General features: G+C 61.7%; 19 protein-coding genes. 7 read left to right on the top strand and 12 right to left on the bottom strand.

Annotated features, from left to right (window positions below; all coding sequences use genetic code 11):
* The 3 genes from clpX to tig all read right to left on the bottom strand — a co-directional run bounded on the left by clpX (position 1) and on the right by tig (position 3,442).
* Positions 1-1,275, bottom strand: coding sequence for an ATP-dependent protease ATP-binding subunit ClpX (gene clpX, locus PG900_RS01775; protein WP_005301524.1), 1,275 nt, complete (start codon positions 1,273-1,275; stop codon positions 1-3).
* A gap of 146 nt (positions 1,276-1,421) precedes the next feature.
* On the bottom strand, positions 1,422-2,045 hold the full coding sequence (clpP, locus tag PG900_RS01770; protein ID WP_005301526.1) for an ATP-dependent Clp endopeptidase proteolytic subunit ClpP: 624 nt from the start codon (positions 2,043-2,045) through the stop codon (positions 1,422-1,424).
* Positions 2,046-2,131: 86 nt separating this feature from the next.
* Positions 2,132-3,442 (bottom strand): trigger factor, encoded by a 1,311-nt coding sequence (tig, locus tag PG900_RS01765; protein WP_016350912.1) that lies wholly within the window; start codon positions 3,440-3,442, stop codon positions 2,132-2,134.
* Positions 3,443-3,870: 428 nt separating this feature from the next.
* Here tig and PG900_RS01760 point away from each other — a divergent pair, with 428 nt between their 5' ends.
* Positions 3,871-4,305: a YccF domain-containing protein gene (locus tag PG900_RS01760; RefSeq protein WP_011705879.1), complete on the top strand. Its 435-nt coding sequence runs from the start codon at positions 3,871-3,873 to the stop codon at positions 4,303-4,305.
* Positions 4,306-4,379: 74 nt separating this feature from the next.
* A complete protein-coding gene (yfbR, locus tag PG900_RS01755) occupies positions 4,380-4,970 on the top strand; it encodes a 5'-deoxynucleotidase (RefSeq protein WP_011705878.1) in 591 nt (196 codons plus the stop codon).
* Positions 4,971-5,053: 83 nt separating this feature from the next.
* On the opposite strand, the gene lolE is transcribed toward yfbR, so the two are convergent.
* The 3 genes from lolE to PG900_RS01740 all read right to left on the bottom strand — a co-directional run bounded on the left by lolE (position 5,054) and on the right by PG900_RS01740 (position 8,305).
* Complete coding sequence (gene lolE, locus PG900_RS01750; protein WP_270800778.1) at positions 5,054-6,295, bottom strand: lipoprotein-releasing ABC transporter permease subunit LolE; 1,242 nt, start codon at positions 6,293-6,295, stop codon at positions 5,054-5,056.
* A complete protein-coding gene (lolD, locus tag PG900_RS01745; protein ID WP_020480138.1) occupies positions 6,295-6,993 on the bottom strand; it encodes a lipoprotein-releasing ABC transporter ATP-binding protein LolD in 699 nt (232 codons plus the stop codon). Before lolD ends, lolE begins: the two co-directional genes overlap by 1 nt.
* Positions 6,994-7,069: 76 nt before the next feature.
* Entirely contained in the window at positions 7,070-8,305 is a 1,236-nt protein-coding gene (locus PG900_RS01740) for a lipoprotein-releasing ABC transporter permease subunit (RefSeq protein WP_270830782.1), read from the bottom strand.
* Between the two features lie 76 nt (positions 8,306-8,381).
* Here PG900_RS01740 and PG900_RS01735 point away from each other — a divergent pair, with 76 nt between their 5' ends.
* On the top strand, positions 8,382-8,957 hold the full coding sequence (locus PG900_RS01735; protein WP_011705874.1) for a hypothetical protein: 576 nt from the start codon (positions 8,382-8,384) through the stop codon (positions 8,955-8,957).
* A 9-nt stretch (positions 8,958-8,966) separates the two neighbouring features.
* Positions 8,967-12,431 (top strand): transcription-repair coupling factor, encoded by a 3,465-nt coding sequence (mfd, locus tag PG900_RS01730; RefSeq protein WP_270830781.1) that lies wholly within the window; start codon positions 8,967-8,969, stop codon positions 12,429-12,431.
* An 86-nt stretch (positions 12,432-12,517) separates the two neighbouring features.
* Here the strand turns inward: mfd and fbp are convergent, their stop codons facing one another.
* Positions 12,518-13,552, bottom strand: coding sequence for a class 1 fructose-bisphosphatase (fbp, locus tag PG900_RS01725; RefSeq protein WP_024943968.1), 1,035 nt, complete (start codon positions 13,550-13,552; stop codon positions 12,518-12,520).
* Positions 13,553-13,936: 384 nt separating this feature from the next.
* Here fbp and PG900_RS01720 point away from each other — a divergent pair, with 384 nt between their 5' ends.
* Positions 13,937-15,553: a peptide ABC transporter substrate-binding protein gene (locus PG900_RS01720; protein WP_270830780.1), complete on the top strand. Its 1,617-nt coding sequence runs from the start codon at positions 13,937-13,939 to the stop codon at positions 15,551-15,553.
* A gap of 49 nt (positions 15,554-15,602) precedes the next feature.
* Here PG900_RS01720 and PG900_RS01715 read toward each other — a convergent pair whose 3' ends face one another.
* The 3 genes from PG900_RS01715 to sixA all read right to left on the bottom strand — a co-directional run bounded on the left by PG900_RS01715 (position 15,603) and on the right by sixA (position 17,528).
* On the bottom strand, positions 15,603-16,520 hold the full coding sequence (locus PG900_RS01715; protein ID WP_270800770.1) for a DMT family transporter: 918 nt from the start codon (positions 16,518-16,520) through the stop codon (positions 15,603-15,605).
* A 200-nt stretch (positions 16,521-16,720) separates the two neighbouring features.
* Positions 16,721-16,927: a DUF1107 domain-containing protein gene (locus tag PG900_RS01710; protein ID WP_016350921.1), complete on the bottom strand. Its 207-nt coding sequence runs from the start codon at positions 16,925-16,927 to the stop codon at positions 16,721-16,723.
* A gap of 133 nt (positions 16,928-17,060) precedes the next feature.
* On the bottom strand, positions 17,061-17,528 hold the full coding sequence (gene sixA, locus PG900_RS01705; protein ID WP_011705868.1) for a phosphohistidine phosphatase SixA: 468 nt from the start codon (positions 17,526-17,528) through the stop codon (positions 17,061-17,063).
* Between the two features lie 162 nt (positions 17,529-17,690).
* Between sixA and PG900_RS01700 the strand changes: the two genes are divergently transcribed.
* Complete coding sequence (locus tag PG900_RS01700; protein ID WP_270800767.1) at positions 17,691-20,465, top strand: insulinase family protein; 2,775 nt, start codon at positions 17,691-17,693, stop codon at positions 20,463-20,465.
* Between the two features lie 308 nt (positions 20,466-20,773).
* Here the strand turns inward: PG900_RS01700 and PG900_RS01695 are convergent, their stop codons facing one another.
* Both PG900_RS01695 and PG900_RS01690 read right to left on the bottom strand, forming a co-directional pair.
* Positions 20,774-21,427, bottom strand: coding sequence for a thiopurine S-methyltransferase (locus PG900_RS01695; protein WP_016350923.1), 654 nt, complete (start codon positions 21,425-21,427; stop codon positions 20,774-20,776).
* Positions 21,428-21,642: 215 nt separating this feature from the next.
* On the bottom strand, positions 21,643-22,992 hold the full coding sequence (locus PG900_RS01690; RefSeq protein WP_270830779.1) for a leucine-rich repeat-containing protein kinase family protein: 1,350 nt from the start codon (positions 22,990-22,992) through the stop codon (positions 21,643-21,645).
* 324 nt (positions 22,993-23,316) lie between these two features.
* On the opposite strand from PG900_RS01690, the gene PG900_RS01685 reads away from it, so the two are divergent.
* Positions 23,317-24,081, top strand: coding sequence for an SDR family oxidoreductase (locus PG900_RS01685; protein WP_270830778.1), 765 nt, complete (start codon positions 23,317-23,319; stop codon positions 24,079-24,081).
* Positions 24,082-24,109: the final 28 nt, after the last annotated feature.

Below are 24,109 nucleotides of genomic sequence, written 5' to 3'. Positions count from 1 at the left end.
TTACTCTGATGCGGCGGCCTGGGTCTCGGGATTTTCGTAGATCATCAAGGGCGCGGAGTCCCCTTTGATCACGGTTTCGTCGATCACCACCTTGCTGACACCGTCCAGCGACGGCAGGTCATACATGGTATCGAGCAGCACGGCTTCCACGATGGAACGCAGACCGCGGGCGCCGGTTTTACGCTCCATCGCCTTGCGGGCAATGGCGTTCAACGCGTCGTCACGGAACTCCAGTTCCACCCCTTCCAGATCGAACAGCGCGGCATACTGCTTGGTCAGCGCGTTCTTCGGCTCTTTCAGGATCTGGATGAGGGCTGCCTCGTCCAGCTCGGTCAGGGTCGCTACCACCGGCAGACGACCGATGAACTCGGGGATCAGACCGTATTTGATCAGATCTTCCGGCTCCACCTTGGCAAAGCTCTCGCTCAATGTCGCCTTGGCGCTCTTGGACTTGACCTCGGCACCAAAACCGATGCCGGTGCCCTTGACGGAGCGCTGCTCGATCACCTTGTCCAGACCGGCAAAGGCACCGCCGCAGATGAACAGGATCTTGGAGGTATCAACCTGCAAGAACTCCTGTTGCGGGTGCTTGCGACCACCTTGCGGCGGCACGGAAGCGATGGTCCCTTCGATCAGCTTGAGCAGGGCCTGCTGCACCCCTTCCCCGGACACGTCGCGGGTGATGGAGGGGTTGTCCGACTTGCGGGAAATCTTGTCGATCTCGTCGATGTAGACGATGCCACGCTGGGCCTTCTCTACGTCGTAGTCGCACTTTTGCAGCAGCTTCTGGATGATGTTCTCCACGTCCTCGCCCACATAACCGGCTTCGGTCAGGGTGGTGGCATCGGCCATGGTGAAGGGAACGTCCAGCAGACGAGCCAGGGTTTCCGCCAGCAGGGTCTTGCCGCTGCCGGTCGGACCGATCAGCAGGATGTTGGATTTGCCCAGCTCCACACCACCGGACTCGCTGCCGCTGCGCAGCCGCTTGTAGTGGTTGTAGACGGCTACCGCCAGCACCTTCTTGGCGTACTCCTGCCCGATCACATAGTCATCCAGATGAGCGCGGATTTCATGAGGGGTCGGCAGCTCGCTACCATCGCGCTTAGGCGAGATCTCGCGGATCTCTTCGCGGATGATGTCGTTGCACAGCTCGACACACTCATCACATATGTAGACGGAAGGGCCAGCGATCAGCTTGCGCACTTCATGCTGGCTTTTGCCGCAAAAAGAGCAGTAGAGCAGCTTATCACCCTCACCCTTGCGTTTTTCTGTCATTCAGCAACCTCGTTTTATCAATAGAGGATGGATTGTCCTGTTGAGTTTACAACAGTCCGGAACACCCTGCCCATGCCTGATCTGCCGATTGAGGGCATCATCAAACAAGATGATGCCCTCGACGATGATACGGGCTAGCTCGTGGCTCAGCCGCGGCGGCTCAGGACACCGTCAACCAGGCCATAAGCCACGGCCTGCTCGGCCGACATGAAGTTGTCACGGTCGGTGTCACGCTCGATGGTGGCCATGTCCTGACCGGTATGGAAGGCCAGGCGCTCGTTCAGGGTATTCTTGATCTTCAGGATCTCCTGGGCATGGATCTGGATATCAGATGCCTGGCCCTGGAAACCGCCCAGCGGCTGGTGGATCATCACGCGGGCATTGGGCAGGCAGAAACGCTTGCCCTTGGCACCACCGGCCAGCAGGAAGGCACCCATGGAGCAGGCCTGCCCCATGCACACCGTGCTGACGTCCGGCTTGATGAACTGCATGGTGTCATAAATGGACATACCGGCCGTGACGGCCCCACCCGGAGAGTTGATGTAGATGCTGATGTCCTGATCCGGATTTTCAGATTCTAGGAACAGCAGCTGAGCCACCACCAGATTCGCCATGTGATCTTCAACCTGACCGGTCAGGAAGATCACCCGCTCCTTCAGCAGACGAGAATAGATGTCGTAGGAACGCTCCCCTTTCGCGGTTTGCTCTACCACCATCGGGATGAGCGCATTGCGTGGGGATTCAGTCACATCGTTATAGTTCTTGTACATAAGGCATTGTCCCTAAAATAAAATGGCCCGAGTGGAGATCACACGAGCCATTATACTTAACAGTCTTGACCTTAAGTCAAATGTTCTTAGGCAGCGGCACCGGACTTGTTGATCACTTCGTCAAATGCAACTTCCTTCTCGGTCACCTGAGCCTTGGACAGGATCAGGTCGATGGCTTGATCTTCGACTGCCAGGTTGCGAACGCCGTTCAGCATCTGTTCGTTCTTCTGGTAGTACTCGATCACTTCCTTCGGATCTTCGTAGGCAGTGGCCATGGATTCGATAATGCTGTTGACGCGCGCTTCATCAGCCTTGATCTCGTTGGTACGGATCACGTCGCCCAGCAGCAGACCTACGCGTACACGACGCTCGGCCTGGCCCTGGAACAGCTCGGCCGGCAGTTCAGGAGCGTTGCCGCCCTGGAAGCCGCCGAAACGCTGCAGTGCCTGCTGACGCAGGGCATCGATTTCCTGAGCAACAGCAGCCTTCGGCAGATCGATCTGGTTGGCTTCAACCAGACCGTTCAGAACCTGCTCTTTCACGCTGTTTTTCAGGGCTTGAGCCAGTTCGCGCTCCATGTTCTTGCGCACTTCGGCTTTCAGCTCTTCAACGTTGCCGCTTTCGATGCCGAAACGCTTGACGAACTCTTCGGTCAGCTCAGGCAGGATCTGCTCTTCAACCTTGTTCAGCTTGGAAGCGAACTTGGCAGCTTTGCCTTTCAGGTTTTCAGCGTGGTAGTCAGCCGGGAAGGTCACGTCGATGGTGAACTCGTCGCCTGCTTTCTTGCCCATGATGGCGTCTTCGAAGCCCGGGATCATGCGACCGGCACCCAGTACCAGGTTGAAGCCTTCGGCCTTGCCGCCGTCGAACTCTTCACCGTCGATGGAACCGACGAAGTCCATGGTCACACGCATGCCATCGGCAGCGGCGGCGTCCACTTCACTCCAGGTAGCGTGCTGCTTGCGCAGGGTGTCGATCATGTTGGCCAGATCTTCATCCTTCACGGTAGCAACCGGCTTCTCGACCTTGATGGTCTCGAGGCCAGCCACTTCAAACTCGGGGTACACTTCGAAGGTCGCGGTGAATTCGAAGTCCTGACCTTCCTGGATCTCTTTCGGATCCATGGTCGGGGCACCGGCCGGGCTCAGTTTGTTTTCGATGATGGCCTTGATGAAGTTGCTCTGCATCATTTCGTCAGCAACGCGAGCATGAGCCATGGCGCCGAACATCTTCTTGATGATGGCAACCGGAGCCTTGCCAGGACGGAAACCGTCGATGCGACGGGTTTTGGCCAGGCCGTTCAATTCTTTGCGCACGGCGGCGTCAACGGTAGCGGCCGGTACGGTGATGGTAAGACGGCGTTCCAGACCCTGGGTTGTCTCTACAGAAACTTGCATTCTTCTACCTCGTTCAACTCAGCACTGCGTGCTGACCCTTTATTGCCCCTGGGCAAAGCCCGGAGTCTTCCTGTTTATAAAGACAACGACTGTCTTTGTGATGAGAAAATATGACGCGACATTATAGCGGCGCACTTTGATCGAGTCGAGCCACACGTCCCCCAACCGGGCAGGGGATGGCACAATTCCCGCCAAACTGCCCCTTATATGGGGAATAGCGGGGCCGACTTCAAGCACACAAGCCGCAAGAATTTGCACTTGCTCACCTTTTTTCGTGCAAGAGCCTACTTTTTCACCTCATATCTCTCCATCGAGGTCTCTTTTCGCCCCCTGCGACCCAAATTGTCCACCCCGCCCCTTCAACCATTGCGTCCATGACCATCGCTCGTTATGGTGGCAGCCATCTTGATAAGTCTGGAGTCACCGACATGGCCTTTTTCCGCTTCTTGTTCAATCTGCTCTGGTTCGTACTGGGAGGCGTCTTCATGGGGCTGGCCTGGTGGTTGGCCGGGCTGATCTGTTTTATCTCCCTCATCGGGATCCCCTGGGGACGCGCCTGCTTCGTCATCGGCACCTTCACCTTCTTCCCGTTTGGCAAGCAGGCGGTCAACCGCAAGACCATGACCGGTCTGAGCGACATGGGTACCGGCACCATGGGGCTGATTGGCAACATCATCTGGTTCGTGCTGATCGGGATCTGGCTGGCCATCGGCCACATCGCCTCGGCGCTGGCCTGCTTCGTCACCATCGTCGGCATCCCGTTCGGCATCCAACACCTCAAGCTGGCGCTCATCAGCCTGGCCCCCATCGGCCAGATGATCGTCACCAATCAGGAGGCCGAATCCGGTCGTTATATTCGCTGAAGGCGATGCCGCCAGCCGTAAAAAAGGGCAGACTAGGGTCTGCCCTTTTTCATTGCCACTCTTCGAGGTCATCCATGCTGCCCAGCCACTTCTTCGCCAATCTCGCCCGCATGAAGCTCATCTACCGCTGGCCGCTGATGCGCAACATCCAGCCCGAAAACATCGCCGAGCACAGTTTGCAGGTAGCCATGGTGGCCCACGCCCTCGGCCTCATCAAAAACCGGCTCTTTGGTGGCAGCGTGGATGCCGATCGCGCCGCCGTCATGGCCCTCTACCACGACAGCAGCGAAGTGCTGACCGGCGATCTGCCCACCCCGGTCAAGTACTTCAATCCCGAGATTGCCCGCGAATACAAGAAGATTGAGCTGGCCGCCGAGCAGCGCCTGCTGGGCATGTTGCCGCCGGAGCTGGTCGAGGATTTTCGCCCGCTGCTCGATTCAGCAGCCCAGGATGGCGAGCTGGCCAGACTGGTGAAGGATGCCGACACCCTCTGCGCCTATACCAAGTGCCTGGAAGAGATCAATGCCGGCAACCGGGAGTTCGAGCCGGCGCGCAAGCGCCTCGAGCAGATGCTGGCGGCCCGGATGAGCGACGAGATGCGCTACTTCATCGACATCTTCGTGGCGAGCTTCTCGCTGCCGCTGGATGAACTCAACGCCCACTAAACCAGCCAGATCCCCCAAACAGCAGGGCCCGCCGGTTTGCACCGGCGGGCCCTTCGTTTTTATCAGCAGCAAGATGCCGCCTATCAGTGCCCCAGCTCGCGCGACGGCACCAGCCCGCTTGCCCGCCAGGCGGGGTAGAGGGTGGCCAGCAGGCTCATCAGGATGGCGGCGCCGGTCACGATGAGCAAGTCCTGCATGTGCAGCTCGGTCGGCAGGAAGTCGATGAAGTAGATGTCCGGGTTGAGGAAACGGTGGCCAATGAGCTTCTCGATGCCCCCCAGGATCTGGGTCAGCTTGCTGGAGAGCAGGCCGCCCAGCAGGGCGCCGAGCAAGGCGCCCGCCACCCCGTTCACCATCCCCTGAATGACGAAGGTGAGCCGGATCTGGCCCGGGCTCGCCCCCATGGTCTTCAAGATGGCGATCTCGCTGCGCTTCTCGTTCACCGCCATCACCAGGGTGGAGACGATGTTGAAACAGGCCACCGCCACCACCATCAGCATCACCACGTACATCACGGTACGCACCATCTGGATGTCCTGATAGAGGTAGCCCTGCCGGCTCATCCAGCTGCTGATGTAGACGTAGTGCGGGAACTTCTGGGCGGCCGCCACCGTGATGGACTGCGCCTTGAGCACGTCGTTCACCTTGAGGCTGAAGCCCTCTACCGCACTGCCCATGCCGGTAATGGCCTGGGCATCCGCCAGATGCATGAAGCCGAGCACACCGTCCAGCTGGCCACCAATCTCGAGCAGCCCCACCACGGTGAGAGACTCGCGCTTCGGGTTCTTGATGCCGGCGGCATCGCCGCCCTGAGGTAGCAGCAGGGTGACAATATCCCCTATCTTGACCCCCAGCTTGTCGGCGATGGTCTTGCCGAGGATGAGGCCGTGCTCGCCGGCTTCCAGCTCGCGCAGACCGCGCCCCGTCATGTAGTTGCCCGCATCGGACAGATTGGCTTCCAGCTCCGGCAGCACGGCGCGCACCTGCAGTCCCTTGAGGGCACTGCCGTGCTCCAGCAGGCCGTCGAGCCGGATCACCGGGGCGGCAGCCTCCACCCCGGGCTGGGCCAGCAGGTAGTCCCGCAGCTTGGGCCAGTTGGGGAGCGGTGCCTCCATCCCCATCAGCTCGCCGTGGGGCACCACGGAGAGCACCCTGTTTTTAAGCTCCCGCTCAAAGCCGTTCATGGCAGAGAGCCCCAGGATCAGCGCCATCACCCCGAGGGCGATACCGATGAGAGAAGAGGCGGAGATAAAGGCGATGAAGCCGTTGCGACGGCGGGAGCGGCTGTAACGCAGGCCCAGAAACAGGGGCAGCGGTTTGAACATCAGGCGACCTCCGCCATCACGCCGCTCACCAGGGTCACCCGGCGATGGAGCTTGGCTGCCAGGCTGAGATCGTGGGTCACCACCACGAACGCGGTGCCGAGCTCGCGGTTGAGCTCGCAGAGCAGTTCATAGACGGCGGTGGCACTGGCGTGATCCAGGTTGCCGGTGGGCTCGTCTGCCAGCACCAGGCTGGGTTCGTTGACCAGGGCACGGGCGATGGCCACCCGCTGGCGCTCGCCACCGGAGAGCTCGGACGGTCGGTGGTTGAGACGGTGGGAGAGCCCTACCCGCCCCAGCATCCGGCTCGCCTTGTCGGTCGCGCTCTTCACCGACTCACCGGCGATCAGCAGCGGCATGGCGGCATTTTCCAGCGCGGTGAATTCGGAGAGCAGGTGGTGGAACTGGTAAACAAAACCCAGCTCCTGATTGCGAAACTTCGCCTGGGTACGGCTGTCCCAGCGATGGATGTCCTGCCCCTTGAACAGCACGGCGCCGCTGGAGGGGTTGTCGAGCGCCCCCATCAGGTGCAGCAGGGTAGTCTTGCCGGAGCCCGAGCTGCCCACCACCGCCAGCATCTCGCCGGGCGCCACGCTAAGATCGATGCCCTTGAGTACCTGGGTCTCCAGATCGCCCTCTTTATAGACATGGTTGAGGGCCTGACAGCGCAGCAGCGGCTCGCAGGAGACGGATTGATTCATAAAGGAGGCTCCACTTGCACCTGTAACAACGCTGGCGCCGGCAGCAACACCGGCACCAGTAACAACAGAAGATGAATTATTCATAACGCAGCGCCTCGGCCGGTTTGACCCGGGCCGCACGGGCCGCCGGGTAGAGGGTGGCGCTGAAGCTGAGCAGCACGGCGCCCAGCAAAATGGTCACGACCTGGGCGGGTTCGACGATGACCGGCAAGCCCGAGCCGCCGGCCGTCATGTAGAGGTTGAGCCCCACCGCATCGAGCAAGGGGTTGAGCCCCATGGAGAGCGCCAGTCCCGCCAGACCGCCGAACAGGGCGCCGATGACCCCGCTGGAGGCCCCCAGCACCATGAAGATCTTGACGATGCCGGCCTCACTCATGCCCATGGTACGCAGGATGGCCACCTCTCCTTCCTTGTCGGTCACCACCATCACCAGGGCGGAGAGGATGTTGAAGGTGGCGACCGCGATGATCAGTACCAGCATCAGCCCCATCATCCGTTTTTCCATGGCCACCGCCTGGAACAGCTCGCCGCGCTCGCGGCGCCAGTCCTGCCACTCCAGCCCGTCCGGCAGCGCCGTCTTCACCACCTCGTCGGCGGCGAAGGGGTCATCCAGCCAGAGGCGGATGCCACCCACCTGATCCGCAGGCAATCGCAGCATGCGCTGGGCATCCCCCAGCGCAATCAGGGCGACCTGGCTGTCCACGTCGGCACCGACCCCGAAGATGCCGGAGACGGTGAAGAGACGCTGGGCCGGCACCCGGCCAAACGGGGTGAAGCGGGTGCCTTCGGTCAGGATCAGACGGACCTGGTCGCCCATGGAGACCTTGAGACGATTGGCCACCCCCTGCCCCAGCACGATGTGGTATTCGCCCGCCTGCAGGCTGTCCAGACGCCCCATCTGCATCTGGGCGTGCAGGATGTCGTCCTTGGGCCACTGGGCGGGATCGATGCCCTGCACGCTGACGCCGGTGAGCTGACCGGGGCTTTGCAACATGCCTTCGCTGTCGAGCATGGGGGCATGGGCAATCACGTGCGGCAGCCTGGTCAGATCGGGCAGGCCCTGCGGCGCGACATCGATGCGCCCCGCCGGGCTGGTCACCACCACATGGGGGATCACCCCCAGGATGCGGCCCTTGAGCTGCCCTTCAAAACCGTTCATCACCGAGATGACCACCATCAGGGCGGCGACCCCGATGGCGATGCCGAAAGTGGAAAACAGGGAGATAAATGAAACGAAGCGATTGCTGCGTCGCGAGCCTGCATAACGCAGGCCGATGGCCAGCGACAGTGGCTGAAAAAGTCCAGTCTTCAAGGATATCTACATTGCCAACAAAATAAGATACCGGATAATAAAGGGAAACCGTCTATGACAACAAGGGATAGCCTCCATGCAGGAACAGTTCTTCAGTGTCACCCATGCCACACCGGTCAATGTGATCCCCATGCCCGGTGACTTTCATCTGCCCTCGCTGGAAGCACTGGAGGCCGAGCTGCCCGAACCCTTTCGCATCGCCTCCGCCATTACCTCCATCGACATGGTGACCAGCCGCCTGATCCGCAATCAGAACGATTCGATGCACGATCTGGTGGAGATCATCAACCAGCAGTCGCGCAAGATCGACATGATCATGGGCTATGTGCTGTCGGTGCAGGATCACCCGGAACATCGCTTCCACACCCTGCGCTTTGGCGCCGGCCAGCTGACCTACCTGCATCCGCGCCAGGGCCACGGCGAGGTGCCGCACCTGCACCAGATAGTGCGGCTCAAGATCTTCCTGCGCGAAGAGGCCTCCGCCATCTACTGCTACGGCCAGGTCAAGCAGCTGGAACCGAGCGAGCACGGCACCCACGTGATGCTCGACTATGTGCGGATCCGCGAGGATGACCGTGAACTGCTGGTACGTGCCAGCCTGCATATCCAGTCCAAACAACTCAAACTTCGTGCGCAAGACCGTCAACGTTAAAAGAATCGAATGATGCCAATGAAGCTTCCCGCCTTGCCCGCCAAGGCGGGCCAAAAGTTAACGCTCGGCCAGCTGACAGGCAGCAGCCTCTCGCTGATGGCCGCCCGCCTCACCCAGGAGGCTCATCGCCCCGTCCTGCTGGTGACCGCCGATACCCCGAGCGCCCTGCGCCTCGAACAGGAACTGCAATACCTGTTGGCCGACACGGGCTGTCCGGTGCTGCTGTTCCCGGACTGGGAGACCCTGCCCTACGACACCTTCTCCCCCCATCAGGACATCATCTCCCAGCGGCTCGAGACCCTCTACAAGCTGCCGCAGATGAGCAGCGGCGTGCTGATCGTGCCCATCTCCACCCTGATGCTGCGCACGGCGCCCCGGGTCTATCTCGACAAGTACAGCCTGATGGTGAAAAGCGGCCAGCGCCTCAATCTGCAGCAGCTGCGCGCGCGCCTCGCCGAGGCGGGCTATGTGGCGGTGGAGCAGGTGCTGGAACACGGCGAATTTGCCGCCCGCGGCTCCCTGCTCGATCTCTTCCCCATGGGCAGCCGCAGTCCCTATCGCATCGACTTCTTCGACGACGAGGTGGACTCCATCCGCCCGTTCGACCCCGAGACCCAGCGCTCCAGCGAGCCGGTCAAGAGCGTCAGCCTGTTGCCGGCCAGGGAGTTTCCCACCGACGAGGGGGCCATCGAGCTGTTTCGTGGCCAGTATCGCGAACAGTTCGAGATCTCCCGCGCCGAGGGCTCCGTCTATCAGGAGGTGAGCAAGGGGCGCTGGCCGGCCGGCATCGAGTACTATCTGCCGCTCTTCTTCCAGCAGACCGCCAGCCTGTTTGACCACCTGCCGGACCACACCCTGCTGCTGACCGTGGGGGAGATCTACCCCGCCGCCCAGCGCTTCTGGAACGACATCGCTCAACGCTACGAAGACAGGCGCTGGGACAATACCCGGCCCCTGCTGCCCCCCCAGCAGATCTATCTGCCGGTGGAGCAGCTGTTTGCGGCGCTCGGCCAGTACGCGGCCGTGCGGCTGCAGGAGGCCCCCACCGCCGGTGATGCGGGCCAGCACGACCTGCCCATCTCGGCGCTGCCCGAGCTGCAGCTCGATCACAGCAAGGAGCAGCCGCTGCTGGCCCTCAACCAGTTCCTGCAAGGTTTTACCGGGCGCACCCTGTTTGCGGTGGAGTCCGAGGGGCGGCGCGAGGTACTGGGCGATCTGCTGGCCCGCATCGCGCTGCAGCCCAAGGAGTTCGCGTCACTCGATGCCTTCATCACCAGCAAGGCCCGTCACGGCCTGCTGGTGGCACCGCTCGAGCGCGGCTTCTTGCTGCGAGAGCCGGGGCAAGAGGAGCTCGCGCTCATCACCGAGACCGAACTGCTGGGCGGCAAGATCCGCAGCAAACGGCAACGGGAGAAGAGCAAGAACCTGAGCTCGGATGCGGTGATCCGAAACCTCGGCGAGCTGACCCAGGGTCAGCCGGTGGTGCACCTGGATCACGGGGTCGGCCGCTATCTGGGGCTGGAAACCATCGATGCCGGCGGCCTACCCACCGAGTTTCTGACCCTGGAATACGCCGGCGGCGACAAGTTGTTCGTGCCGGTCACCAGTTTGCACCTGATCAGCCGTTATACCGGCTCGGACAACCCGCCCAGCCACAAGCTCGGCGGCGAGGCCTGGGTCAAGGCCCGGCGCAAGGCGGCCGAAAAGGTGCGCGACGTGGCAGCCGAGCTGCTGGATGTCTATGCCATGCGGGCGGCCCGTCACGGTTTTGCCTTCAAACATGACCGCGAGGCCTATCGCCAGTTTGCCGCCGGCTTCCCGTTCGAGGAGACCGATGATCAGCTCAACGCCATCAATGCGGTGCTCGGCGACATGTGCCAGGCCAAGAGCATGGATCGGCTGGTGTGCGGCGACGTGGGCTTCGGCAAGACCGAAGTGGCGATGCGGGCGGCGTTTGTGGCAGTGCACGGCGGCAAGCAGGTGGCCGTGCTGGTGCCCACCACATTGCTCGCCCAGCAGCACTACGACAACTTCCGCGACCGCTTCGCCAACTGGCCGGTGCGGGTCGAGGTACTGAGCCGCTTCCGCTCCGCCAAGGAGCAGACCGCCGTGATGAAAGAGCTCGCCGAAGGCAAGGTCGACATCATCATCGGCACCCACAAGCTGCTCGGCGCCGAGCTCACCTTCAAGGATCTGGGGCTGCTCATCGTCGACGAGGAGCATCGCTTCGGGGTGCGCCAGAAGGAGAAGATCAAGGCGCTGCGGGCCGACGTGGACATCCTCACCCTCACCGCCACCCCCATTCCGCGCACCCTCAACATGGCGATGTCGGGCATGCGGGATCTCTCCATCATCGCCACCCCGCCCGCCAAGCGGCTCGCCATCAAGACCTTCGTGCGCCAGCAGGAGCCGGCGGTCACCCGCGAGGCGGTGCTGCGGGAATTGAAGCGCGGCGGCCAGGTCTACTACCTGCACAACGACGTGGAGAGCATCGAGAAGTGCGCGGCGGATCTTGCCGAGCTGGTGCCGGAGGCGCGCATCGGCATCGCCCACGGCCAGATGCGTGAGCGCGAGCTCGAGCGGGTGATGTCGGACTTCTACCACCAGCGCTTCAACCTGCTGGTCTGCACCACCATCATCGAGACCGGCATCGATGTGCCGAGCGCCAACACCATCATCATGGATCGGGCGGATCATCTCGGTCTGGCCCAGCTGCACCAGCTGCGGGGCCGGGTCGGTCGCTCCCACCACCAGGCCTATGCCTACCTGCTCACCCCCCATCCCAAACTGATGACCAAGGATGCGGCCAAGCGGCTGGAGGCCATTGCGTCCCTTGAAGATCTCGGCGCCGGCTTTGCACTGGCCACCCACGATCTGGAGATCCGCGGCGCCGGCGAACTGCTCGGTGACGATCAGAGCGGCCAGATTGAATCGGTCGGCTTCACCCTCTATATGGAGATGCTGGAGCAGGCGGTCGAGGCGCTGAAATCGGGCAAGGAGCCGTCGCTGGAACAGCTCATGAGCCAGCACACCGAGGTGGAGCTGCGCCTGCCGGCGCTGTTGCCGGACGACTATATTCCGGACGTCAACATGCGGCTCTCCATGTACAAACGGATCGCCAGTGCGGCGGACGAGCAGGAGCTGCGCGAACTGAAAGTGGAGCTGATCGACCGCTTCGGCCTGTTGCCGGAGCCAACCAAAACCCTGCTGGAGCTGGCCGCCTTCCGCCAGCGCGCCACGGCGCTGGGCATTCGCCGGGTGGAGATGAGCGAGCGCGGCGGCTATCTGGACTTTACCCAGGAGACCAAGGTCAACCCTGCCTATCTGGTCAAGCTGCTCTCCGAGCAGCCGCGCATCTACAAGATGGACGGGCCGACCCGGCTGCGCTTCCAGGTGCCGACCCAGGACAGGGCCATGCGCCTCAAGCTGGTGGACGGCCTGCTGGCGGATCTCGCCAGCCACGCCAGCCCCTGAGGGGGCGGTGATGGAGCGGCCAGCCGCTCGCCCAACTAAAACGGGAGCCTTGATGGCTCCCGTTTTTTATCCCGTGACGTTGACCGTCATGCCTGATTGGCCGGGTTCTCGTGCGCGGAGAACTCGCGCATGAAGGCCTCGGCCCGATCCACCATCTTGGTGGAGCCCACGAAATAGGGGGTACGCTGGTGCAGCGCGGTGGGTTGGATGTCCATGATGCGGCCAAAGCCGTCTGACGCCTTGCCACCGGCCTGCTCCACCAGGAACGCCATGGGGTTGCACTCATAGAGCAGGCGCAGCTTGCCGTTCGGCGAGTTGGTGCCGGACGGATAGATGTAGATGCCGCCCTTGAGCAGGTTGCGGTGAAAATCGGAGACCAAGGAGCCGATGTAGCGGGAGGTGTAAGGACGGTGGGTAGCCTCGTCCCGCTCCTGACAATATTTGAGGTACTTCTTCACCCCGTCCGGGAACTTGATGTAGTTGCCCTCGTTGATGGAGTAGATCTTGCCCTCCTCCGGAATGCGGATGTTCTCGTGGGAGAGGCAGAAGCAGCCGATGGAAGGGTCGTAGGTAAAGCCGTTGACGCCAAAGCCGGTGGTGTAGACCAGCATGGTCGAGGAGCCGTAGACCACGTAACCGGCGGCGACTTGGCGGTTGCCCGGCTGCAGGAAGTCTTCCAGGGTGACGCCGGCGCCCGGCTTGCTGACCCGGCGGTAGATGGAGAAGATGGTGCCGACGGAGACGTTGACGTCGATGTTGGAGGAGCCATCGAGGGGGTCGATCAATACCACGTACTTGGAGTGACGGGAGAGCTCGGAATCGAAGGAGACGAAATCTTCCTCCTCTTCGGAGGCCATGCCGCACACTTCGCCACGGGCTTCCAGCGCCGCCTTGAAGCGCTCGTTGGCGTAAACGTCCAGCTTCTGCTGCACCTCGCCCTGCACGTTTTCAGCGCCCATGGAGCCGATGATGTCCGCCAGCCCCGCCTTGTTGATCTCCCGGTTCACCACCTTGGCGGCCAGGCGGATGGAGCTGAGCAGCGAGGTCAGCTCGCCGGTCGCGGTGGGATAATCCGCCTGCTTTTTGACGATGAACTCGCCCATGGTGATCATGTTTCGCATTATTGTTCCTTTAAGATCGTTTCCGTTGGCTTTGAAAACGTTTGCACGCATAGACAAAAAAAGTGCCGATCCTCGGCAGCCTTGTTTTGTAACCTAATGTAACGCCTGTTTTTTGTTTTTGCAGCGAATTAAGCCGCTGAATAAACGCACATCTCCCCCGCCTTTTTCGCCCGAAATAGCCCTCAATCTGGTTTCAATCGGTAACTTTTTCGATGTTAATTCGTGGCAAAAACTCACGAAGATGTCGCCATGAGGGTGGCAAGATCCCCGCCATGCCCCCTATCTGGGACACATGCCATGGGGGACCTGTCTGCCTCTTGAGATCTCGCCATCAATCCCGCACACTGGCCCGGCTTTGGAAGCAAAAAAACATAAGGATATTCAATGAAAAGGACACTCATTGCCGGCACGGTTGCCGCCCTGTTCGCACTCCCCGCCCTGGCAGCCCAGGTACCGGCCGGTACCAAGTTGCTGCCGGCAGAACAGCAAACCTTCATCCGCAACATAGGTACCGAACCCGCCTCTATCGACCCCCAGATGGTGGAAGAGAGCGCGGGCAGCGAAATCGTCAACGATCTGTTCGAGGGGCTCTACACCCTGGACGGGGACGGCAAGCTGCAGCCTGCCGGCGCCCTTGGCTACGAGCTCGACTCCACGGGCACCGTCTACACCTTCAAGCTCAGACCCGATGCCAAATGGTCCAACGGCGAGCCGGTGACGGCGGCCGATTACGTCTATGGCTGGCAGCGGGCGGCGGATCCCAAGAATGCCTCCAACTACGCCTGGTTCATCGAGCTGACCGGCGTCACCAATGCCGCCGAGGTCATTCAGGGCAAGCAGAGCCCGGATACGCTGGGCATCAAGGCGCTCGATGCCCATACCCTGCAGATCACCTTGAAAAACCCGGTGCCCTTCTTCCTGAAGACCCTCTCCCACTACACCACCTTCCCGGCGCCGAGGGCGACCATCGAGAAGTTCGGTCATGAGTGGGTCAAGCCGGGCAACATCGTCTCCAACGGGGCCTTCGTGCTCAAGGAGTGGACCCCCAACGAGCGTCTCATCTCCGAGCGCAACCCCCATTACTGGGACAACCAGCATACGGTGTTGAACAAGGTGTTCTATCTGGAGATCGTCTCCGACACCGCCGCCTACAACCGCTATCGCGCCGGCGAGCTGCACTACACCAGCTATCCGCTCGAGCAGTACAAGCAGCTCAAGCAGCAGAGCCCGCAGGAGCTGGTGAGCGTGCCGACCCTGGCCACCTACTACTACGTGTTCAACACCCAGCGCAAACCGTTCGACAATCCCAAGGTGCGCAAGGCGCTCTCCCTGGCCATCGACCGGGACACCATCACCGAGAAGCTCCTGGGGCAGGGTCAGATCTCCGCCTTCAGCCTGACGCCTCCCATAGTGGACGGCTTCGAGCTCAAGCGACCGGCCAGCGAGCAGATGAGCAAGGAGGAGCGGATCAAGCAGGCCAAGGCGCTGCTCGCCGAAGCGGGTTATGGCCCTGGCAAGCCGCTGGCTGTGGACATCCTCTACAACACCAATGAGGGGCACAAGAAGATAGCCTTGGCCATCTCCTCCATGTGGAAGCACAACCTGGGGGTGCAGGCCAAGCTCAACAACATGGAGTGGAAGACCATGGTGTCGGCCCTCAACGAAGGGGACTTCGGGGTCAGCCGCTACGCCTGGAACGGGGATTACAACGATGCCTCCACCTTCCTCGACATCATGACCTCCAGCAGCAGCGCCAACAGCGGCAAGTGGTTCAACAAGCAGTATGACGCCCTGCTGGCCAAGGCCCATGACGCCAGGGATCCGGCCGAACGCAACCAGCTCTATCAGCAGGCCGAGGCCCTGATCGATGCAGAAGCGCCCATCGCCCCGGTCTATTTCTACGTCAAGTCCCGCCTGCTCAAACCCAACATCAAGGGCTACCCCTATCAGAACCCGCAGGATCTGGTCTACTCGAAAGACCTCTATCTGACCGCGCAATAAGGTTCGCTACCCCGCAGACAAAAAGACCGCCTTTCGGCGGTCTTTTTTCTCACTCGTCCCGGCAGGCGGCCAACGCCACCCTGCGCCGGCGCAGCACCACAGGCTGCACCAGCAACTGGGCCAGCAGCACCCCAAACAGGGTCATGCCGCCGCCGATCAGATGATAACTGGTCAATTTCTCGCCGAGCCAGCTGATGGCCAGAGCGGCGGTCATCACCGGCAGCAGGTTCATGAAGATGGCGGTGCGGCTTGCCCCGAGCAGAGCGATGCCCTGCATCCACAGCCAGGGCGACAGGGCCGAGGTCGGGATCCCCGCATAGAGGATCAGCCAGAGTGCCCGGCCGTCCGGCCATTGCCCGTCCACCAGCAGGTAGAACGGGGTGAGAAACAGCAGGCTGCAGAGCACCTGGCCGTAGAGCATGGACCAGTTGTCGAGCCCCAGATCCCACTTCTTGAGCAACACGCTGTAAAGCGCATAGGTGCCCGCCGACAGCAGCATGTAGACGGAGCCGATGTGGATGCCCTGGGTAAAGAGACGGGCGGGATCCCCCTGCCCCAGCAAAATCGCCAGCCCCAGGATGGAGATGACGCCGCCAAGCAGCGCCCCCCAGGTAGGGCGCTCGTGCAGCAACCAGATGCTGAGCAGCACCGTCATCAAGGGGGTGAGCCCCATCATCAGGCCAATCTCGGTGGCCCCCAGGGTCTGCGCCGCGTAATAGCCGAAGGTCTGGTTGAGCACCATGCCAAGCAGGGCCAACGCCGCCAGCTGATAGAAGCCGGCGCGCAGCTTGGCGCGATCCCGCCAGGCTCGGTGCGCAAGGAACGGCGTCAAGATGATGGCGGCCACCATCCAGCGCGACCAGGCCAGCGCCGCCGGCGAGAGCACCCCCACCGCCAGTTTGCTGACGATGGCGTTGCCGGCCCAGATGGCCATGCAGGAGAAGGGAAACAAGAAGGCAAGTGGCATCACTATATCCAGAAAAAAGCAGCGGGTATTTCTGGCGGCAGTATAGGGGGGTCAACAGGATTAGCAAGCGCCGTGCCGCCAAGGCAGAATTGGCTGACATAAAGGGGTTCGAACAGCGCTGAAGAGGCCGGAGGGAGCCCAAAAACAGTCATGCCCGCACGGTGGCGGGCATGACGCGGATCAGCGAGGTGACGAAGCAATCACGCCGCATCCATGTGCAGCCTCGAGATCAACTCGTTGACCTCGACCACGGTCTGGCGGTGGGGAATGTCCGCCGACGTGGGCATCATCAGCAGGCCGGACTGGAAGTCAAAGCGTCCTCTGCCGTGGATGTAAATCCGCCCCTTGAAGAAGGTTTTGACATGTTTTGCCACCATCAGCGGCAGGTACTTCTTGAACACTCTCATCGTTTGCAACCTCTTGCAGTTGTATCCGTATGACAGCAGCTTCTGCGAAATAATTCCGTAAATTCTGTATAAAAATCCGGAAAAATCGCAACTCTCTTCCCCAAAAAACCAATCTATAACTTTTTATTAACTTTTAGCGTATTGTATGTGGTCCTTCCAACCAGAGCAAGACCCCCTTGCCATCTTGCCACTCGATACAGGCCAGACCTGAGGTGGCAAACATGGGGGCACCGGCTGCCGGACAGAGGCTCTGCACCAGATATCCCACCAGCGGCAGGTGGCTCACCATCAGAATGCTGTCGTGCTTGGCCGCCAGCGCGGTGAGGTAACTTGCCACGAAGGCCGGATCGCCATAGGGGGTGATGTCACCACTCTCTTCGACGGCCCCTGCCTTGGGTAATTCACTGCATATGCTCTGCCAGGTTTGTTTGGCGCGCAGATAGTTGCTGTGGATCACCCGATCCAGCTTGTCGCCAAGCTGAGGGGCCAGCCAGCGGGCCATGTGGATGGACTCTTCGATTCCCTGCTCGGTCAGTGGACGCTGTTCATCTGTTTTCGCATTCATGCCAGCCTGGCCATGACGCATGATGTAGATTTTCATTACAACCTCGCCCAACGGGCCTGTTTTGATAGCGGGGGGATCTTACCCCGCCATGCCGGGGGAAACAATTGCGCTACCTCTCAGAAAAGGGTTTGCCTCACCGGGTAGCGGGGTCGATAATCATGTTTAAATTCAAATAAATCCAACAAGAGTCACGCGCCAATGAGCCCATATGCCAGTCCCAACGACCATCGGCAGTACCACTATCTGGAGCTGGCAAACCGGCTCAGGGTCTTGTTGATCTGCGATCCCGACACCGACAAGTCTGCCGCCTCCCTGGCCGTCAACACCGGCCACTTCGACGATCCGGCGGACCGGCAGGGGATGGCTCATTTCCTTGAGCATATGCTGTTCCTTGGCACCTGCACCTATCCCAAACCTGGTGAATACCAGCAATTTATGAGCCGTCATGGCGGCAGCAACAACGCCTGGACCGGTACCGAGTTCACCAACTTCTTCTTCGAGATCGACAACGGCTTCTTCGAGGCCGGGCTGGATCGCTTCTCCCAGTTCTTCATCTGCCCCACCTTCGATCCCGAGTGGGTAGACAAGGAGCGCAACGCGGTCGACTCCGAATACCGCCTCAAGCTGCAGGACGACGTGCGCCGCAGCTACCAGGTGCATAAGGAGACGGTCAATCCCGCTCACCCCTTCGCCAAATTCTCGGTGGGCAACCTGGATACCCTGGCCGACCTGCCCGGCCGGGATCTGCGCTCCGACCTCATCCGGTTTTACGAAACCCACTACAGTGCGGATCGCATGGCGCTGGTGATGATCTCGCCAGCCACTATCGAGACTCAGCTCGGCTGGTGCGATCGCTTTTTCGCTCCCATTTTGAATCGCAATTTGGGAACGCCGACCCTCGAGATGCCCCTCTACCGGCTCGATGATCTGGGCATTCGCATCCAGATCAACCCGGTCAAGGAGACCCGCAAACTCGCGCTCACCTTCCCGTTGCCCAACGTGGATGAGTATTACGACAAGAAGCCCCTCACCTTCCTGAGCCACCTCATCGGCTACGAAGGGGATGGCAGCCTGCTCTCTCTGCTGAAAGCGAAGGGCTGGGTCAACCAGCTCTCCGCCGGCGGTGGCATCAGCGGCGCCAACTTCAAGGATTTTGGCGTCAACTTCGGGCTGACCCCGCTCGGGCTCGAGCACGTCAACGAGATAGTGGCGGCCCTGTTCGGCTACTTGAAGCTCATCGAGCGCGGCGGGGTGGAAACCTGGCGTTATGAAGAGAAACGCACCGTGCTTGAGTCCGCCTTCCGCTTCCAGGAGCGGGGCCGGGCGCTCGACACTGTCTCCGGGCTGGTGTTGAACCTGTTCAGCTATGCTCCCGATGACCTGCTCTACGGCGACTACATGATGCGCGCATACGACGAGCCGCTCATTCGTCGCCTGCTCGCCAAGCTCACCCCCCACAACCTGCGCCTGACCATCACGGCGCCGGAGCTCGGCACGGACCGGCTGGCCCGCTGGTATCAGACCCCCTACAGCGTGACCACCATCACCGAGGCGGAGAAGATCCGCTGGCAGCAGAGCGAACCGGATCCGGCGCTGGCCCTGCCGCTGCCCAACCCCTTCATCAGCAACCGGCTCGACGTGCGCACGCCCGAGCTCATCGCCGACATGCCCGCCTGTCTCATCGATCGGCCCGGCTTTCGGCTCTGGCACCTGCACGAGCATCAGTTCAGCGTGCCCAAGGGCAACCTCTACATCTCCATCGACAGCGAGCACGCGGTCAAGAGCCCGCGCCACATCGCTATGGCACGCCTCGCGGTGGAACTGCTCACCGACCACCTCAACGCCCTCACCTACCCGGCGGAGCTGGCGGGGCTCGGTTACCAGATCTATGCCCACCAGGGCGGCTTTACCATCAACCTGAGCGGCTTTGCCGACAAGCAGCCACTGCTGCTCGACATGATCCTCGGCAACCGCACCTTGGGTTACCCGGATCCGGCCCGCTTTAGCGAGATCAAAGAGCAGCTCATTCGCAACTGGGATAACCAGTCCAAGGCGCGCCCCATCTCCCAGCTGTTCAACCAGCTCACCAGCCTGCTGCAGCCCAACAACCCGCCGTTCGAGCAGTTGTTGCGCCACCTGCGCAGCGTCGAGCTGAACGAGATGCCCGCCTTCGTGGCGAGCCTCTTTGCCGAGGTGCACGTAGAGACCCTGGTGCACGGCGACTGGACCGCCGCCGAGGCCCTCGAGCTCGCCGCCCTGCTGGAGCGCCACCTCGGCGTCAACAGCCAGCCCAGTGCCGAAACCCGTCGCCCGCTCATCTCCATTCAGGACAGGGGCACCCTCATTCGCGAACAGGGCTGCGAGCATGAAGACTCGGCCCTGCTGGTCTACTACCAGTCGCACACCACCCGGGCGCGGGATCTGGCCTGCTTCACCCTGGCCAACCACATCATGTCCTCCACCTTCTTTCACGAGCTGCGCACCCGCCAGCAGCTCGGCTACGTGGTGGGGGCCGGCAACCTGCCCCTCAACCGCCATCCCGGTCTCATCTTCTACATTCAGTCGCCGGTGGCCGGGCCGCAGATCCTGCTGGATGCGGTGGAGGAGTTCATCGACCTGTTTCCGCTGGCCATGCTCGAACTCACCGCCCGCCAGTGGCAGGACAGCAAGGCGGGCCTGCAGGCTCAGCTGAGCGAGCGGGATGCCAACCTGCGCAGTCGGGGCCAGCGGCTGTGGGTCAGCATCGGCAACAAGGATCTGGGCTTTGATCAGCGCGAAAGGGTGTGCGAAGAGGTGGGCAACCTGAGCCGCGCCGATCTGGTGCGCTTTATCACCCAGCTGAGATCGAGAACGTCGGATCGGCTGATCCTCTGCAGCTATGGCCAGGGCCACGAGCACGACGAGCGCATCACCGGCCAGTTCATAGACGACCCGCGTTCGTTCCGACTCAATGCCGTCACCTTCGAGGCCTGATCAGGCCTCCTGTTCCCCTTCTTGCAGCCAATAAAAAGCCGACCCCGTGGGGTCGGCTGGAAAAACCATAATCAATTGCGACCAGAGCCGCCAAAAGTGAACATGAGCGTGAAAATCAGACACTGAGTTGATGGTCGGCGGGCAGTCCCAAACCAGAGCGCGCCTGCCGATGACAACAGTGATTGAGAAACAGGCTCATCTTAGGCACTCCCCTCCCTTGTCACGTTGATCTATGTCAAAGGAGGTAATAAAGAGTCAACCAGCTGCAGCTTTATGGCGAATTTTATCGCCTCGGCTCACGCTTTTGGTCAAGCCTCTGGACGGCGCACCAGCCGGTAGGCCACCTCGTCGAAGTAGGAGAGCTGGCCCGACAGCACCCTGGGGTGATCAAGCTCGGCCGCTCGCCCCAGCACCTCAACCTGGAAGTGGCGCTCGAACAGGGTGCGCACCTCCATCTCCCCCACCGAGAACGGCGGCTGGCGCTGCTGCTCCGGCTGATATTCCAGAGTCACCAGCAGGATCTGACCACCCGCCTCGATAAGCCGGCTCATCAGCTCGGCATATTGACGGCGCATGGCGGTCGGCAGCGCGATGAGAGCCGCCCTGTCGTAGGCCAGCCGATAGCGGCGGCCAAGTTCGGGGGCGGCGAAAAAATCCCCCTCATAGATGCGCAGGCTGTCGTGCTGATGGCACTGATAGGGCCCCTCGGCACTCACAGTGTCGCTCAGCTTGTTCTCGCTGAAAAAGCTGTTGATGGCGACGGACGAGAGCTCGAACCCGTCGACCGGATGGCCCTGCCCGCTCAGCCAGAGCATGTCGCGGGACTTGCCGCACAGGGGCACCAGCACGGGCTCGCCCTGCTGCTGGGCCGACCACCAGGATTGCAGCCAGCGATTGAAATCCGCCTGATGAAAGCCGATCCGGTTCTCTTCCCAACGCTGATGCCAAAAAGCCGCTTCCATCCAGTCACCCCTGTCATGTAAAGATGCCTCAATATCACAACTTAGCCCGCTGCACGCAAGCACCAACAAGGCGGCAGCCGCAACTTTTGCCCAAAAAAGCGGAACAAAACAAAAAAGGGCCCGAAGGCCCCCTTTTGACATCTTTTTGTCATCCACTCCTGCTCTTTTTCGCCTGCTTTGCGCCTGCTACTACCGCGACGGCAGGGCGAGCCGGATCAGAGCAAAACTGGCTCGGCGCAGATGACCGGCGCCACCGCAGCAAGCCTTGCGGCAATCTCGGCAAAGCCGGGACGCACCGCCACCACCTCGGCAAGACAGTCATCCACTAGCGCATGCAGGGCATCCAGCCTGTTGTCACGGGAGGCACAGCGGGCCAGCAGCTCTTCCAGCAGGCAGCCGAAGGCTCTCACTTCCAGGCGCTCCAGCAAGCCGGCCAGCTCACCATCGGTTCGCTCATAACAGGAGGCGGCGCCGAAATCCCCGAGCAGCAGCCGCCCCTCCTCTTGCAAGGAGTGCAGCATGTTGTGGGCGTAGAGATCGCCGTGCAGGATGCCGCGCCCGTGCAGATGCAGCGCAGCGCTCGCCACCCCCTGCACCATGGCCAGCAGCGCAGCCGGAGTAAAGCGGGCATCGGCCGGGTAGATGTCGCGAGTGCAGGAGTCCAGGCTCGGCGGCCCCGCCAGGTTGATAAAATCAGGGTCTATCAGCGCCATCACCAACGCCGGGATGCCGGAGGGGTGATCGCCCACCCGCCCCTCGACCCCGACCAGATGGGGATGACGACCAGCCGCCAGCGACACCGCCAGCTCGCAGCGGGGCAGCCCATCGCTGGTCACGGCCCCCTTGAAGCATTTGACCGCCACCGCCCGCGGCCCCGCCGGCGTGGCCAGCTCCGCGCGATGGATGACACCGGATGCCCCCTGCCCCAGCAGCTCGCCCACCGTCAGTGCAGCCCACGGGATGTCGACTACCGAGGCACACTGGCCAAGCCGCTGCTCCTGTTTGTCGCTGAAGGGGTTGCCCGCATACGCCAGCCAGGCAAGACGCGGCAGCCTCATCAGCCAATCCGAGAGCGCGTCGAGCCGGTTGGCGGCGATGCGCACCAGCTCCAGACGCTGGCAGTTGGCAAGGGTCACCGGCAGCTCGCGCAGGCGATTGCCTGAGAGCATCAGCTTTTGCAGGGCGCCGCACTGACCCAGCTCATCGGGCAGCTGCTCCACCGCGTTGTCGGTCAGGATCAACCAGCGCAGCCCCATCGGCAGCGACGCAGCAGGCACAGTGACAATCTGGTTGGCCTTGAAGCCCACCATGGTGAGTGCCGGGCAGCGCCCCAGCACCTCGGGCAGCTCGGTAAAGCGGTTCTCGGAGCAGAAAATGATGCGCAGCTTGCTGAACTCGGCCAGCTCATCAGGCAGTCGACTCAGCTGGTTGCCGGTGAGATCCAGCACCTCCAGCGTCTCTTTGAGACTAAAGATTTCGGGCGGGAACTCCGTCAGGTTTTCGGCGAGTTTGAGGTGGCGGGCGCCGCAGAGTTCACCTGCGCGCAGCTGTTCCAGGGTATGCATGACATCGTCTCTATCGGGGTGGCCGGTTCGCGGCCAACGGCGCTGCCGGTGGTTGGCCCAGCAGTCAAACCGGCAGTCAAAAAAAGAGGGGGCATTATAGAGAATGACGGCCGAAGATCCCCTGTTTTGTTGCCGCAAGGGCCTGCATCGGCGCACGGTACCGTGATAGGGGGGCAAAGAGAGCAAGATCCGGGTCGTGCCAGCGAGGGCCGGTTGCCATAGTGGGGTCTGAGCGGGGTCAAACCAGAGTGGGTCGACCCCGTTGAAAGTCCAATCCACTGCCAACCCTGTGCGCCCGCACAACACATCTGCGAGGGAACTGCCATGTCATTACTGTCCAACAAGGTCGCCATCATCACCGGCGCCAGCTCCGGCATCGGCCGCGCCAGCGCCATCCTGTTTGCCCGGGAAGGCGCCAGCGTCGTCGTCGGCGCCCGCCGCCAGCCCGAGCTGGATCTGCTGGTGGAGGAGATCCGCCACGAGGGGGGCCAGGCGGTGAGCCTGGCGGGAGATGTGAAAAGCGAAACCTATGCCCGCGCCCTGGTGGATCTCGCGCAGACCCGTTTCGGCGGGCTCGATATCGCCTTCAACAACGCCGGCACCACGGGGACACCGGGCAGCGTGCCGGCGCTTGAACTGGCGCAGTGGCAAGAGACCCTGGATACCAACCTCACCAGCGCCTTTGTGGGGGCCAAGTACCAGATCCCCGCCATGCAGGCACGCGGCGGCGGCTCGCTGATCTTTACCTCCACCTTCGTCGGCCATACTCTGGGGCTGCCCGGCATGGCGGCCTATGCCGCAAGCAAGGCGGGCCTGATTGGCCTGACCCAGGTGCTGGCTGCCGAGTATGGGGCACAAGGGGTGCGGGTCAACGCCCTGCTGCCGGGGGGTACCGACACCCCCATGGGACGGGCCTTTACCGATACGCCGGAGAGCCTTGCCTTTGTGCAGAATATGCATGCCCTCAAACGGCTGGCCCAACCGGAGGAGATCGCCCGCTCGGCCCTTTATCTCGCGTCCGATGCATCCAGCTTTACCACCGGCATTGCCCTGCTGGCCGATGGTGGGGTATCTATTTGTCGCACATGACCTTGTCGCACCCCATATCCTGCGGCTG

This window comes from Aeromonas sp. QDB03, from assembly GCF_027707985.1.
Lineage (GTDB): Bacteria > Pseudomonadota > Gammaproteobacteria > Enterobacterales > Aeromonadaceae > Aeromonas > Aeromonas hydrophila.
This window is presented reverse-complemented; position numbering and strand designations above follow the sequence as displayed.